Origin of the sequence: Candidatus Desulfatibia sp. (assembly GCF_036446775.1) — a bacterium.
Classification (GTDB): domain Bacteria; phylum Desulfobacterota; class Desulfobacteria; order Desulfobacterales; family UBA11574; genus Desulfatibia_A.
Map to the genome: position 1 here is coordinate 1 of NZ_JAZFTO010000046.1, position 14514 is coordinate 14514.

12 protein-coding genes are annotated in these 14514 nt (G+C 46.5%); 6 read left to right on the forward strand and 6 right to left on the reverse strand.

Going from position 1 to position 14514, the window contains the following annotated elements; all coding sequences use genetic code 11:
• Window positions 1–630, forward strand: a 630-nt coding sequence (locus V3S16_RS02100; protein ID WP_413883019.1) for a SagB/ThcOx family dehydrogenase, incomplete at its 5' end; no start/stop codon positions are given.
• Between the two features lie 245 nt (window positions 631–875).
• Here the strand turns inward: V3S16_RS02100 and V3S16_RS02105 are convergent.
• The 6 genes from V3S16_RS02105 to V3S16_RS02130 all read right to left on the reverse strand — a co-directional run bounded on the left by V3S16_RS02105 (window position 876) and on the right by V3S16_RS02130 (window position 9907).
• The gene (locus tag V3S16_RS02105) at window positions 876–1751 is read right to left on the reverse strand and encodes a hypothetical protein (RefSeq protein ID WP_413883020.1); all 876 of its coding nucleotides are present in this window, start codon (window positions 1749–1751) and stop codon (window positions 876–878) included.
• Between the two features lie 145 nt (window positions 1752–1896).
• Window positions 1897–2532, reverse strand: a complete 636-nt coding sequence (locus V3S16_RS02110; protein ID WP_413883021.1) for a histidine phosphatase family protein — start codon at window positions 2530–2532, stop codon at window positions 1897–1899.
• A 170-nt stretch (window positions 2533–2702) separates the two neighbouring features.
• Window positions 2703–3728 (reverse strand): peptidase U32 family protein, encoded by a 1026-nt coding sequence (locus tag V3S16_RS02115; RefSeq protein ID WP_413883022.1) that lies wholly within the window; start codon window positions 3726–3728, stop codon window positions 2703–2705.
• A gap of 272 nt (window positions 3729–4000) precedes the next feature.
• Window positions 4001–8383: an acyl-CoA dehydratase activase gene (locus tag V3S16_RS02120; RefSeq protein WP_413883023.1), complete on the reverse strand. Its 4383-nt coding sequence runs from the start codon at window positions 8381–8383 to the stop codon at window positions 4001–4003.
• A gap of 355 nt (window positions 8384–8738) precedes the next feature.
• Entirely contained in the window at window positions 8739–9227 is a 489-nt protein-coding gene (locus V3S16_RS02125; protein WP_413883024.1) for a MauE/DoxX family redox-associated membrane protein, read from the reverse strand.
• Between the two features lie 164 nt (window positions 9228–9391).
• Window positions 9392–9907: a rhodanese-like domain-containing protein gene (locus tag V3S16_RS02130; RefSeq protein WP_413883025.1), complete on the reverse strand. Its 516-nt coding sequence runs from the start codon at window positions 9905–9907 to the stop codon at window positions 9392–9394.
• Window positions 9908–10380: 473 nt separating this feature from the next.
• Between V3S16_RS02130 and V3S16_RS02135 the strand changes: the two genes are divergently transcribed.
• The 5 genes from V3S16_RS02135 to V3S16_RS02155 all read left to right on the forward strand — a co-directional run.
• Complete coding sequence (locus V3S16_RS02135) at window positions 10381–10875, forward strand: hypothetical protein (RefSeq protein ID WP_413883026.1); 495 nt, start codon at window positions 10381–10383, stop codon at window positions 10873–10875.
• Window positions 10876–10953: 78 nt separating this feature from the next.
• Window positions 10954–11712 (forward strand): HD domain-containing protein, encoded by a 759-nt coding sequence (locus V3S16_RS02140; RefSeq protein WP_413883027.1) that lies wholly within the window; start codon window positions 10954–10956, stop codon window positions 11710–11712.
• Between the two features lie 139 nt (window positions 11713–11851).
• Entirely contained in the window at window positions 11852–12646 is a 795-nt protein-coding gene (locus tag V3S16_RS02145) for a DUF3108 domain-containing protein (protein WP_413883028.1), read from the forward strand.
• Complete coding sequence (locus V3S16_RS02150) at window positions 12643–13896, forward strand: MaoC/PaaZ C-terminal domain-containing protein (RefSeq protein ID WP_413883029.1); 1254 nt, start codon at window positions 12643–12645, stop codon at window positions 13894–13896. The genes V3S16_RS02145 and V3S16_RS02150 overlap by 4 nt, the downstream gene beginning before the upstream one ends.
• A 127-nt stretch (window positions 13897–14023) precedes the next feature.
• The coding region (locus tag V3S16_RS02155) for a CaiB/BaiF CoA transferase family protein (RefSeq protein WP_413883030.1) at window positions 14024–14514 on the forward strand (491 nt) is incomplete at its 3' end.

The following is a 14514-nucleotide window of genomic DNA, read 5'->3' on the forward strand; positions in this document are numbered from 1 at the left end:
TTTAAGAACTATCCGGATGAGGAACGCATCCAATTACCAGAACCCGATCTGGACCAGTCCGCCGACCTCTGGCAATGTTTGGCCAGACGTCGATCTGAACGCAACACCACACCTGATCCGCTCAGTCTCGGAGAGCTCTCCAAACTGATGTGGGGAACTCAGGGTATCACCGCACGCACCGGGATGCATCTGCTGCGTACCGCACCCTCTGCCGGAGCCCTCTATCCTTTTGAAACCTATCTTTACGTTGACAAGGTGGAAAAAGTGCCCAAGGGTATTTACCATTTTAATGTGGCTGATTTTGCTCTGGAATGTATCAAGACCGGTGACTTCAATCAGGGCTTTACCGCTGCCAGTATGGGACAGCCTGTGGTTCGTCGGGCGGCCGTGGTTATTATCTGGACCGCCATGATGCTGCGGTGCATGACCAAGTACCGCGACCGTGCCATGCGCTACATTCCCATGGATCTGGGACATGTCTGCCAGAATGTCCAGCTGGCTGCAACTGCCATGGGTTTTGGTTCTTGTCCCATCGGTGCCTTCTACGATGATGATTTCAATGAACTTTTAGGGGTTGACGGTCAGGAAGAGACGGTGTTGTATTTGATCACGGTGGGCAAACTTAAATAGACCATACGATATTTCAGTATTTTTTCGCTTCCATTTACTGTTGGAGTGCTGGAGTGCTGGAATCTATAAAATCCCAAATTCCAAGCACCAAATTACAAATAAATCTCAAATTCCAATATTCAATCGTTCGATCTCGAGGCTCTCGACAGGTGACCAAAATTAAAAAAATAGGTTTGGAATTTCGAATTTTGGTTATTGTAATTTGTGATTTGGAATTTCTGAGACTTCAGGGCTCTATCACTCCATTATTCCCAATCGGCCAGGATTTCAATGATCGGGGGGATAACATTGGTGGCGATATCGGTTCTTGAGCCGCCTGCCAGAACCACTTCCAGGCGACCGCCGGTCACTTCCTCGGCGGTTTGCAGCATGAAACGGGCAATCTTTTGATAGCAACGACCGCTCAGCCCCAGACTGCCGTAGTCCCCTTTGTGGGTGTCAAAACCGAAGTACCAGAAAATCAGATCAGGCTCAAAATCTGCAACACGTTGGTAAAATTCGCTTTTCACCTTATCGGCGTACTGCTCGTCGGCGTCCTTTGCGTTACTGCCCCGGTTAGCCCAGAAACCACCGGGTGCTGTAACATCCACCTTGGTTCCATCATCTGAAACAGAATCCATGCCGCAAAAGCAGACGTGCAGTACGTCAGGGTCGCTGTAAAGCAGGTCGCGCGTGCCGTCGCCATGATGGGCATCCGTATCCAGGACGGCAAAACGCCGGATGTTGTGGATTTCACGCAGATAGGTGATTGTTATGACCACGTCGTTAAAACAGCAATAACCGCCAAAATAGTTTCGGCCGGAATGATGGCCGCCGGCGCCAATGAGAGCAAAAGCATTGTCGATTTCACCGGTGCAGACCTTCTCTCCGGCCAGCAATACACCGCCGGCAGAATGCCAGGCGGTTGAACAAAGCGTGTCGGCCTCCACCCCCCGGATAAGCTCCGGAGTGTGAACTTTCAGGATCCATTCTTCCTCAATCGGCGGCGATTCATACATAGTAACATTATCGCGGGCTAAGATATGCTCTATGGCCCCGGGGAAGTCTTCCAGCCGGGCGCCCTGGGTAAGATAGCTCCTGCGGCTGAAGCTGGGATGGTAAAACACACCGGTTTTTTTCATTAATTCCTCCTAGTTTGGGCAAGCACGAGCCCCAAAAGAGCTCTTTATCACGAAAGCACGAAAATTCGAAAACACGAAAAAAATATTAGACTTTCGCGCTTTCCCTCTTTCGTGTTTTCGTGATTGTTTTTAGTTTTGCTACAAATTAAAAATCGGACAGAGGCGTTTTCCCCAGAACCTTTAGATAGGATGTATCATTCAGAAACGAGACAATCCACTGCTCATTTTTATAAATAAAAAGGTTGGTGCTGGCGGTATCCTGCGCAATGCGCCAGAAGTGACTGTTGTCCAGCCCCAGCAGGGCACAGCAGATCACCTTGTTCGGCACTCGGTGGGCCACCAGGGCGATAGTTTCATTTAGGTGTTTTGCCACAAGATTCTCAAGGGCTTCCATGGTTCGCGCGCGCACCTCCTCCAGAGTCTCTCCATTGGGGAAGCGAACTTTGTGAGGCTCCTGCAGCCAGAGCGAGTATAGATCCGGATATTTTGCTGCAATCTCCTTTAAGTTCACTCCTTCCCATTCGCCGTAACTGATGTCAATAATTGCTTCCAAAGGAGTAACCGCGATGTCATGAAATTTAGCTATATTTTCAGCTGTTTCCATAGAGCGAGACAGCGGGCTGCTGTAAACGGCATGAACGCTTTCGTTCTGAAGAGCCTCACCGGCCAAATGGACTTCTTTTTTGCCGGTTTCATCAAGAGGAATATCTGCCCGTCCGCGAAAGACTTCCTCCAGGTTCCAGGTTGTCTGACCATGGCGCACTACGTATACTCTGGTCATCCTCTCCATCTCCTGATTTTATGAAATTAACCGCAGACCAGCGCAGATGGACACAGACTATATTCTCTGTCGATTTGACTGAAAATATATTTTGTGCCTTGAAGGCAAATAAAACCATTAAAAACGGTTCATGAAAAACTAGAGCTCAAGGTGGGTCTTGAAAAGGCTATTTATATTCCCTTGATCTGTTGATGCAGTTCCCGCGTCTTTTCCATCCGGGCCCGGTCGCGGTCCTGCACTAACAGTCGAATTTCTTCATTCACGGAAACCAGTTCGGGGTCAAGGGATTGTTTACCTGCAAGATGTGCGTCAATGAGAGTGCGGTAGGCATGGATCATCTTGGAAATCAGTGCCACGGGATACTCACGGCCCTGAACTTTTAGGGTTTGCAGGCCCAAATCAACGTAATGCTTAAATTCCTCGTTTCTGACGGCAAAGGCGACATTGGGACGGCGGTGAATTGTATCGTTAACGCTTCTGATCTCTTCAGCGCTCTTTCCTTTGCGGCGCATCAATTTTTCGCGTTGTGCCTCTGTGAGCAGGCAGATACGGAAGCAGCTGCCGCTGCGGTCCGGCCACCCCTCATATTCAACGATCTCATGGCCATCCTCATCGTGGTAGACTTTCTTTACGTAAGAGTCGCTGGTAAGTTCATGAAACAGGCAGTTGCCCACGCCACCTATACAGCGATTGCCATGGATCAGTATTTCGGTAAGAACGCCGACCTCGTCCGCAGCTTTTTTGAACTCTTGCAATTTTTCCACAGTGTCGATTTCGGTGCTGGCCACAACCCCGGTGGCACCGGCGTCGAGGTAATATGCCATATCTTCTCGAGTCTGGATATTGCACCCTACACTGGCGTGAATAATCAATTCCGGAAAATTGCGGCGGATAAGCCGCATGAGACCGGGAGTCTTTATAATAATCCCTTCAACACCCCACTGTGCCCATTTTGAAGCCTTGTTCAACACCCGCATAAAGTGCTTTTCCGGAACTTCAGCGTTTACGGCCACGCGGATTTTACCCCCATAATCGCTTGCAATGCGCATCGCTTCCCTGATTTCACTGTCTTCCAGTTCCCAGGCGCACTTTCTACGACTGAACCCTTTTGCACCTACATAAACTGCATCAGCGCCATTGGCAAAGACAGTCTTCACCATTTCAAGACTGCCGCCCGGAGCCAGCAATTCGTTCATTGTGTTGAATCCTCCTTTAAGTGAGACTGGCAAAACTATAGTAATCCCATAAGTTTATGCCCAGAAATCAGCAAGCGCAAAAAAAATCAATCATTCTCCAATCAACCGCAGACTCAGGATTACGAAGGTGATCTTTATATGCAATCCCTCTGGCGCTGTCAAGATATTTTTGGATCAAGCAAACTAGAGCGGCGTAACCGCGTTTCACAAAATCGTATCACGATTGTATTCGGCTATTAGGGCATGAAACTTAAGCAAATAGTTTTTCTAACTTAGTTTGCCCGGCCGGCACCGCCGGCCGCGAGCATGCTGTGATGCAACCGTTCGGCCCTCAAACAGAAGGTTTCCAACTTAGCAGTGATGAGTTGAGGAAAAGGTGAGCCGTCACTTTCTATTGCTAAAAAGGGTAAATCCTCAACATTTTTGAGAGCGGATCGAAGCTGTTTATTCTTGGGATCTAAAGCCAGTTTGGCTTCACGGTTCATGGTTTCGTTCAGGATGGCTTCTGCAACACGATTGGGCATGCATCCGAAAGGGCCGATGGCAATTACTCCACAGGAGTGCGACGCTATCTCGGCAAGAGAACTTCCTACCGTCAGGATGGCCTCACCGGTCATCATCGGTGAAATGTAAGGCGAAGCGTTTGCGATGATTGAAGCAATATCGAGCGGCTCGGGGTGCACAAGCCCTGAACGAGAAAGTATGGACTTAAGCCGCTTTTCATACCGCTGCATAAATTTTTTTCTTAGTAAAAACTGCAACTTTTCCCGTTTTGACATCTTATAATCGACAAGCCCTTTGTCTACCAGATAGTCGGTATAAAGAATCCACTCGGCGATGGGTGCACAGATAGTGGCAAACCCTTTTTCAGCAAGGCTTTCTGTTAAATACTGGCGAGAGAGTGCATCCCGCCGGACAAATATTTCACCAATAAGGGAAATTGTGGGTACCTCCCGCGGCGGACGTTTCATCGGAATCCGGGCAACTACCCCGGCGGCTTTTGTGCATTGTTTTTCCAGCCGGGAGAAATTTCCTTGTTCCAGCGTAGCTAAGATTAAGTTCCACTCTCGATCGAATATTTGTATTCCAGCTTCGGGATCGACGGCATTGGCCAGTATCATCGAGCGGATGTCTTCCATAGCATCGGATACGATGACTCCCCACCATACCCGGCGTACAAACTCATTACCCAGGCCGGCATAAGAATTCTCAGATGTCAACGAAAGCACAGCCACGTCCTGTATCTCATGTCTTTTTACGAGATCTTCCATAAAAATATGATACTGACCGAAGCGGCACGGACCGCTGCCGGTGGGCATAAAGTAAACCAGAACCTCGCCGTCCTTTCTGCCGTTGTGAATGTAGTTAAGCAATGTGCCTGTCGTGAGGATAAGCGGCAGACACTCCTTGCAGGAGGTGTTTGCCCGTCCCAGCTTCAACACCGCCTCGCACGACGGCAGATGAGCCGCCGCGTTGAAACCGAATCCACGAAACACCGCGGCCAGGGATTCAGAAGAAGTATCACCCATGGACGGAGTCAGCAGCTTAACCCGTGGATCGCTCATCGGCAGCACTTCACCCGAAGATGTAATAACTTTGGCAACACTGTTATCCAAAAGCGTCCGGGCAGGAACAAAATGCTTTTCTATGGCAACGATCTGTTTATCTGCCACCAGTTGACGGTATGCGCTGACAATGTCCAGGAACGCTTCGATTCTTGTTTCCAGACCGGCGTCGGCCGTGTGGTCGTCGAGCTCAAGTGTCAAAGAGGGTTTCCGCTGCATGATATCCCGGAAGTATCCGATGAGAAACGAATCCGGTCCGCAGGAGAAATTGGTTATAAAAGTGCCGAACAGCTGAGGATGCTTTTGGACGAGCCTGGCGGCCTTGAGTATGCGCTGCCCCATCCCCCAGTACATATGGCGTTTGGTTTTGTAACCGTCAAACATAAGAAAATCGTAAGGTATTACCAAAATGCCCCTCGAAGCAATTTTGTGGGGGATACCCATATGTGCTTCTTCAACAAATCCATTATAGGCCCTTGCAAAAATCACAACGGCCGTGCGGTTCGGATCGGTTTTAAGTTGCTCGAGCGCATTTTTTCCGATTTCTATCATCTCGTCAAAGCACTGTTGCTGTTTGACAAGCGCTTTTGAGAATGCTTGCTCGGCCAACGCCCGGCTGACCTTCATTTGAATCGCAGTTGAAATCAAAGCTTCTTTGGCCGATTCCAGCCCTTGAGTCAAATCTAAAAGCGGGGTCAGGATTTTTGTCCCCTTGCTCTTGATTTCTGCAAGTTTTTCCCGGAATGTGGCCTGCAAATAGAAGGTCTCTCCTTGCACAAAAGGACAAACTTGTGAACTGGTATGATCGTCTAAAGCAGGGACCGCTTTAAAATGGGGCAGGAAGATGAATTCTAAAGGAGTTTCCATATGCAACAGCACGTGGAAAAAACCATGGCACAATTCTGCCGGATAGCAAAAAGCGGCGTTTTTCTGGTCAATACCTTCCTGGGATGGAAAATCCGGGACAATGGGTTCGAAACCCAGTTCGACAAAAAATGTTGAATACAGCGGATAATAGGTATTGACCATGAAACTTCTGTTGAACCCGATCCTGCCTTTGGGCTTTTCCGGGCTGTCCGGCGGCCATTTAGCGCCGTACTTTTCAAATACAAGCTGCTGCCGGATCCGTATGAGATCCAGTTTCTCGACATCATATTTAATATTATGCCGCATATTATAGTAGCGGTTGCAGGCCCCGCCAAAGGGATATTTTTGCCCCTCAAGCTCGATCATTGCTATTTCACAGCGCCGGTCGCATTTTTCTTTGCCGCCTCTGCAGACAAAAGACTTGCCGTATACAACCTCCCGGTTCACCAGGCTCTCCAGGTCAAAATGCTGCCGGTCCATCAAGCCCTTTTCAAGCCGTTCTTTAACTTCAAGGGCAACGCCATAGGCACCCATCAACCCGGGTTCAGGAGGAACTATTATCGGTTTACCCACAAGGGACGCCATGGCAAATGGAACCGCCCTGTTATAGCAAACACCGCCCTGCATGAAAATTTTCTCTCCCACCGGTCGGTTGCCTTTTACCCGGTTGGAGTAGTTCATACAGATGGAATAGACCAGGCCGGCGACAATGTCCCGGTGTTCTACGCCTTCGTGAATGGCATTTTTAATGTCGGAAGCGATGAAAGCGGCACACTGGTCGTTGAAATTGGGAGGGTTCATCCCTTGCAGGGCGATGTCGGCAATATCCTCCATCTGAACACCAAGGGTCTCGTAAGCCGATTCTTCCAGGAACGAACCCGTTCCGGCCGAACAAGCCTCGTTCATGGCATAATCTGAGGCCACGGCGTTGGTAATATAAGTATATTTGGCGTCCTGTCCCCCGATTTCAAATATGGTATCTACATCGGGGTCAAAATGAACAGCGGCAGTGGCATGGGCGATGATTTCGTTGATGACGCCATCGGTTAGAGCATGCAGACCCGCAATCTGGCGGCCGGATCCGCAGACCCCCAGACCTACAATTGATATTTCTTGAAGGTTAATTTTGGCTTTAACCTGGTTTAAGATGGAACCATAGCATTTTCGAGAAGCTCCTACCGGATCACCGCTGGTCCGAAGATAGACTGAGGCCAGCATAGCGTTGTCGGACTGGCGCACAAGGATCGCTTTGGTGGTAGTCGAGCCGACATCCAGCCCTAAAATACATACATCACCAGGATGGATTTCTCCTTGCTCAATGGTTTTAAATTCAACCATGTTTTTGAAATCCTGTAAGGGCAACAGCTTATCAAATGAGACTATATTAGTTCTGAATAACTCCGATATTCCAGGAAATTTGGCGGTTTCGTTTTCCAGGGCCCAGAGGGCGGCACCCAGGGCCTCAAAATAAGGAGCTTCCTGTGGTACGATCAGTCCGGGAATTTCCTGACGCAGGCATTCGATCATCATTTGGTTGCGGGCTGTTCCGCCGGTGACCATTATGTTTTTTCTTTCGACCTTTTTCAAAAGTTCAAGGATTTTGTTGGCCATCATCTGGCAGAGCCCGGAAGTTACTTTTGATTTAGGAATACCTTTGTTGGTAGCGTGGGTACAGTCGGATTTACAAAAAACCGAGCAGCGGCCGGAGACGTGATGCGGCTCCATGGTGACGGCCCACTGGGCGGCCTCTTCCAGGGATACGTTCATCCTGCGCAGTTGCTGAAGAAAGAATTCGCCGGTCCCGGAGGCACACTTGTTGCCGGTTATTACATTGGAAATTTTTCCGAAACGGTCCAGGACATAGAGCATGAAAGTTTCGCCTCCGGCGGAAACAACGGCCGGACATGAAATATCTTGAGGTTTGACATACGGATAGGCAAATTCGACCGCTTCCGGTTCAGATATGGAGGAAATATTCACGAAGTTACGAAATTTCCTGCCGGTGGATCCGATCCTGTCAAATGAATTCAAGTCTAGATTTTCTATTGCAGAAACTAGAGTTCGTTTGGGATCTCCTTCGTGAGGATGAAGTGAATATGCGATCAGGCGGGGTTTGCCTTTGGGCATGTTCTTTTCATCTGCAACAAGCTCCTGCTCGAGCTGAACAATAGATACGGTAGAGGCTCCGAGACATATACCCAGAGCTTTTATCTTTGCAGACATGCGCGTTTCCTTGCTGGACTGCCCTTTTGAATTATCAGGTTTCATAAATATAAGTGAAGCCAAATATACAGATAGCTGAAAATACCAACAAGAGGAACGTTCCTAAAGTCTTAAACGGTAAAATTTGAACTATTTAGTTATAGCAAAATAGCCATGGTGTAAAGCAAAAAAGCAATAAACGAATCAGACTTATAAGAAATTAGGATTTAGTGCCTCAGTTATGCAACTTGTGTATTTTGCGGAAAAACGTTTCTTTATTGCCACAAAGACACCAAGGCACGAAGATAGAATATCAAATGTATTCTTTGTGTCTTTGTGCCTTGGTGGCAAATATTTTTTTCCCGGGTTGCCCGGATTAGGGCTTAAGGGGCATATTCTTAAGAATATTCCCGCTCTGCCGAAGACACCAACGTCTTTTATTATCAAAAAAAAGGACTTGCAGTCCCAAAACAAAAAAAATGATATCTTGCATCAGTAATTGCCCGACTGTATAAGTATGTCCACCCTCACCAAAGGAAAAACAGCCGCAGTCGAATTGCTGCCCCCGCACAAGATTAATGGAAAGAGCGATAATAAAACCCAGAAGCATTCCATTGATAATAACCGCAGCCGATCGGGGGTAGATACCCAGGATCAATGCAAGACCCGAGAACAGTTCTAAAAACGGAAAAACGATGGCGATAATATTGATGGAAACGTCCGGAAAAAGATAGTAGCCGTAAATGATTTTAGCAAATTGTGCCGGAGAAGCGATTTTGTGATAGCTGGCATACAAAAAGATCATGCCTAAAAACCAGCGAACGGCCAGCTCAAAAAGGCTGTTATTTAATATCCTTTTTAGCATACTATTTATTACCTCAATTGAGCGAAAACGCTCAATTGAAAGTTGTCAGGTGTCAGATATCGGGTGTCAGAAAACAAAACCCTCTGAATTTTATAATACTGGTATAAATGGGATATATTTCATAAAGCGAAACTCATTTTCTGGCCACTAACCCCGGCCCCTTCCTAATTGTGTTTTGGATCAATTAGGGCAATAGGATAGCCCGCCTCTTTCCAGCCGGGATAGCCGTCTATGAAAACGCTTATATTGGTATAACCCTCTTCAAAAAAGTTTTGGGCCAACTGATGGCTGTCATCACACTCTCTGCCCGAACAATAGGTAACGATGTATGCTGAAAGCGGATATGCCACTTTAAATTTTCCAATATAGGCATCATAGCGACCCACGGGCAGGGATACCGCCCCTTCAATGTGACCTTCTTCAAAAAGCTCCTCAGCGCGGGCGTCGAGAAAAACAGCACCGCCGCTGTCATAAATCTGTTTCGCCGTCCGAACATCACCAATTTCGAGCTCATGGACAACGACATTTTCTTTCGATTTTGCAGAAATAACACCCTTTGAGGTGTCCCAGTCACCGAGCAAAGCGATACCTTTGGGAGAGAAAAAGTTTACCGTAAATGCAGCAAACAGCGAAATACTTAGCAGAACGATCAATTCTTTGGCGATATTTTTAATAGGCATATTACAGACCTCATTATTCAACTTATATAAATAGCCGTAGACTTTTAGATACCATGGGATTGCACATAAATTGGATATCCTGTCGGTCTGGGTTAAGAGGTTCAGGGTTCAGCGTTCAGGGTTAATCGCTTCGCGCTTTTTTCCTATGCCATTGATTCCATAGGGGTAATTAAATGGGGTGATCAACCTCTGAACCTTTGAACATTGAACCTTTAAACCCAACCTCTAACTTCGAGACGGAGCTTTTGTCCAAAATATTACACCATGATAAGCTATAACTTACGATGTCTGTATTAAAGGAATATCATAAATATTCAGGTGGTTCAATTAGTAATAAATTCAAAAATTGAATAAGGCTTGTTTCAAAATTTATTCCATGTTATCTGAAAACCCTTCAAATGTTCATTAAAATTTACTTAAAGTTGTATTTATTGAATGTTTTTAGGAGGAAAGCTTGGGAAGGAGGAAGTTAGATGGTTCAGATGAATAAGGTTACAGCTATAATTATTGTGTTAATAGTGGGGTCCTTTGTTCAGGTATTGTTTTTTTTTGCCGACGGCCGGGAAACACCCAGCAGGGCGGTGGCTGAATTTAGCAAAGCATATTTCCAGTTAGACAAAGCAATGGCCGCAAGAATTTGTGCGGAACGGTTGACACCCGGAGATGTTGATCTGGTGGACAAATATATTTATCTGACCGCTCAAAAGGCCAAAGACCAGGGTTTTAATATAGATTTTATGCGAAACAAGCTTTACGACATTGAAATCGAAACCATTTCTCAAAGCGATACCAAAGCTAAGATTCAAATAACCGGCAAAAGAAGGGTTGCTATAAATCCTGTTTATCCGTTTGTTGCAAAATTATTTAACCTTGGCGGAACTTACGAGGTTGATGAGACAATTGACGTTGTCAAGGAAGACGGGCAATGGAAGGTATGTGGCAATTTTTTCTCTTTTCCCGTAAATTAAGCCTGTTTTCAGAATCATAATAGCTCAATTGAACTCAATTAAGGTAATAGATCCGCTTGCCAAGAGGCACGTGATAATATGGAACATGTCTACACTCGTATGCGTAAACGAGCCCGCCAGATTGTTTCGCGCCTACCGCCCCCTGATTTTTATCAAGACCACTCCTCTGCAAAAGAACTGTCCCGACAATGTCTTGAAAACCATCCTGTAACTGCTGAATTGCTGGCCTTTGTTACCAAGCAGCTGGAAGAAGATTTTGGCCATGGCTTCGAGCACGCCGTCAAGGTGGCCGTAGATGCCGGCGCCCTAATGATCATTGAAAACAAATCAGCCGGACACGCTGCTGATTTTATAAATCGTAGAGTCCTCATTGTCCAATGTGCCGGTCTGCTCCATGATTTTAAGCGCAAAAAAGATAATCATGCTGAACAAGGCGCTGCCTATGCCAGAAAAGTCCTGCAAACATATCCCCTTATCCCTGATGAGATTGAGGATGTCAGCCGGGCAATCCTCAACCATGTAGCTTTCAAAACCACGATAGCAATCAAGAATCTTGAAGGTGTTCTAGTTTCTGACTGCCTCTATGATGCTGATAAATTTCGCTGGGGACCTGACAATTTTAGCGATACCATCTGGTCCATGGTAACCTTTTCTAAAACGCCGATTGTAAAATTTATAGACCTTTACCACCAGGGTATGGGAAAAATTGCCAAAATCAAAGATACATTCCGTACGGCAACCGGGAAGAAATATGGCCCCCAGTTTATCGATTTGGGGCTTGCCATTGGTGAAGAATTATTCCAGGTTATCGAGACCGAATTTTCTCATCTATTGTAGGCTATAGCAGTTGTAAAATTTATTTTTCTATCCAGGGCGAAATGTAGGTATGGTTGTCCACCGTTTGAATCCAGCAACGCGTAACGCAAAGCACGCCAACAACCAATGGAGTTTGGCTCCATTAGGGTTATACATCAGCATGAAGTTTTTGTTTATAAACCTATTTACAACGGTAATCATAGCTCTTTTTTGGTTTTGCGATAACATCAAAGCAGAAGACAAAGGCTACCCTTTTAATCCCGGCGAGAGGTTGACGTTTGCGCTTAAATGGATGTTTATCCCGGCCGGTGAGGCCGTCCTTGAAGTACTGCCAGTCGAAACTGTAGATGGAAATAAGTCTTACCATTTCGTGCTTACAGCCAAAAGCAATGAATTTATCGATCATTTTTATAAAGTCCGGGACAGGATAGACGCTTATACTGACATTAAGATGACCCGCTCAATTTTGTATAAAAAAAATCAGCTGGAAGGAAAAACTCACAGAGAGATTGTGGTGCAATACAACTGGGCAAAATACAAAGCTCAATATTCCAATTTCAATGAAGAGCGGGAGCCCATCGACCTACTTCCAGGAACGTTTGATTCCTTGTCCGTTTTTTATTACATGCGTCTTTTTGATCTAAAGGAAGATTTGATTATAGAACGACCGGTAACGGACGGCAAAAAATGCGTTATTGGTAAAGTTACCGTTGTTAAAAGGGAAACCATAAAACTTGCAAGCGGCACTTATGATACCTTTCTGGTCGAACCGGATGTGAAACATATCGGCGGTGTATTTGGTAAAAGTAAAAATGCCAAAATTCAATTGTGGGTCACTGCTGATCATCGGCGCATGCCCGTTAAAATAAAAAGTAAAGTTATTGTTGGCAGCTTTACAGGAGAGCTGGTGTCGGCCACAGGCCTATCCCGAACATTTCATGAAAAATTTCGATGAGAATTAAAAAAGGAGGGGTAATGGCGCTGAACATGGATGCAATCGGAAAAACGATCGGTCCTCTGACCAGGGATTACACCTGGAAGGATGTTGTTCTTTATGCTTTAGGCGTGGGTGCCGGCTTTGCCGATCTCGAATACTGCTATGAAAAAGATCTCAAAGTCATACCGAGTTTCGCCATTGCAGCGATCTTTGATCTTGTTTTTCAGATAGGGGCCGCGTCCAAATTCAATCCGGCCGGAATACTGCACGGCGAACAGGAGTTGATCTTTTATAACCCGATTCCAACTCAGGGTACCCTGACCACGGAAGCGAAGATTACACGGTATTATGATAAAGGAAGAGGCAAAGGTGCTTTAGTTGTGACGGAAAGCGAAACATTTGATTCCAGCGGTAAAAAGCTGTTTGCCGGCGTTATTACCATGTTTGCCCGTCTTGATGGCGGGTTTGGCGGAGAAAATGCGCCCCAAAAAACCGTCAGTTTTCCGGACCAAGATCCTGATTTTGTTGTTGATACCAGCACCTCTGCGGATCAGCCGTTGCTCTACAGGCTGTCCGGGGACACTTTTGATCTGCATGTAAATTCGGAATTTGCTCAATTAGCCGGTTTTGAAAAACCGATCATGCACGGACTCTGTACCCACGGGTATGCCTGCCGGGCTCTTATTCACAGCCTTATTCCCGGGCATCCGGAAAAGGCCCGGCGGATGGACTGTCGCTTTGCAAAACCGCTGTATCCCGGAACACCGATCCAGACTTTCATCTGGAAAACAGCAGAGGGCCAGGCGGTGTGGCGGACCGTTAATACTGAAACCGGCGAGGCGGTAATCGATAAAGGTGTGTTCGAATATGGCGACATCCTCCCCATGGAAGAAAACCGGGAAATCAGCAAAGATGTCGAGCAAGAAGCCGCAGCTCGTAAGGCTTCATATGTCAGCGGCATATTTGAAGCATTGGCCGATGTGTTTAACCCTGAAGCGGCCAAAGGACTCGATATGGAATTCCAGTACGACATCTCCGGTTCCGATGGTGGGAAATGGAGTATTGCCGTAAAGGATGGAGTATGCCAAATCGTAAAGGGTATGACTGACCATCCTGATTGCACGTTGAAAATAGCAGACACCGACTTTGTTGATATGATGCAAGGCCGGCTTGATCCCATTCAGGCGTTTATCTCGGGAAAACTCATTATCGAGGGAGATATCACCAAAGCTCAGCTCATAGAAAAGCTGTTTCCTTTAAAAAAATAAACAGATCACAGACAACCCAAAAAGAAAAACGCCTATCACGAAAACACGAAAATGATAAAAATATTTCGTGTTTTCGTGATTATCTTAAATGTTTTTGCCGAGAGAATACAAATTTAAAGAGGTATATATGTCAAACGAAGGTGCTTTGGCCGGAATTACTGTACTGGATTTGTCTCGTTTGCTCCCGGGACCCTGTTGCTCCATGATATTTGCCGACCATGGAGCACGCGTGATCGCAATTGAAGACAAACGTTTCATGGCAGATGACCTGTTCATCACCACGGTCAATCGCAATAAAGAGCATATGTCTTTGAATTTGAAGACTTTAGAGGGTAAAGAGATCTTCTTTCGTTTGGTTGAAAAAGCCGATATCCTTTTAGAGGGATTTCGTCCCGGAGTGGTCCAAAGGCTCGGTATTGATTACGATACGGTTTGCAACCTAAACTCCAAAATCATTTACTGTTCTATCACCGGATACGGCCAGACCGGACCTTATCGCAGCCGGGCCGGACACGATGTGAATTATTTGGCCCATTCCGGTGTTTTAGATCTAATCGGCGAACCCGACCGACCGCCATCGATTCCGGGAATTCAAATTGCCGATATTGCCGGCGGCGG

Excerpts from the sequence above, each read along its gene's own strand:
- V3S16_RS02120 (WP_413883023.1), bottom strand. The coding sequence starts at position 8,383 with ATGTCTGCAAAGATAAAAGCTCTGGGTATATGTCTCGGAGCCTCTACC.
- V3S16_RS02130 (WP_413883025.1), bottom strand. The coding sequence starts at position 9,907 with ATGCCTATTAAAAATATCGCCAAAGAATTGATCGTTCTGCTAAGTATT.
- V3S16_RS02145 (WP_413883028.1), top strand. The coding sequence starts at position 11,852 with ATGAAGTTTTTGTTTATAAACCTATTTACAACGGTAATCATAGCTCTT.
- V3S16_RS02125 (WP_413883024.1), bottom strand. The coding sequence starts at position 9,227 with ATGCTAAAAAGGATATTAAATAACAGCCTTTTTGAGCTGGCCGTTCGC.
- V3S16_RS02150 (WP_413883029.1), top strand. The coding sequence starts at position 12,643 with ATGAGAATTAAAAAAGGAGGGGTAATGGCGCTGAACATGGATGCAATC.
- V3S16_RS02115 (WP_413883022.1), bottom strand. The coding sequence starts at position 3,728 with ATGAACGAATTGCTGGCTCCGGGCGGCAGTCTTGAAATGGTGAAGACT.
- V3S16_RS02135 (WP_413883026.1), top strand. The coding sequence starts at position 10,381 with ATGGTTCAGATGAATAAGGTTACAGCTATAATTATTGTGTTAATAGTG.
- V3S16_RS02110 (WP_413883021.1), bottom strand. The coding sequence starts at position 2,532 with ATGACCAGAGTATACGTAGTGCGCCATGGTCAGACAACCTGGAACCTG.
- V3S16_RS02105 (WP_413883020.1), bottom strand. The coding sequence starts at position 1,751 with ATGAAAAAAACCGGTGTGTTTTACCATCCCAGCTTCAGCCGCAGGAGC.
- V3S16_RS02140 (WP_413883027.1), top strand. The coding sequence starts at position 10,954 with ATGGAACATGTCTACACTCGTATGCGTAAACGAGCCCGCCAGATTGTT.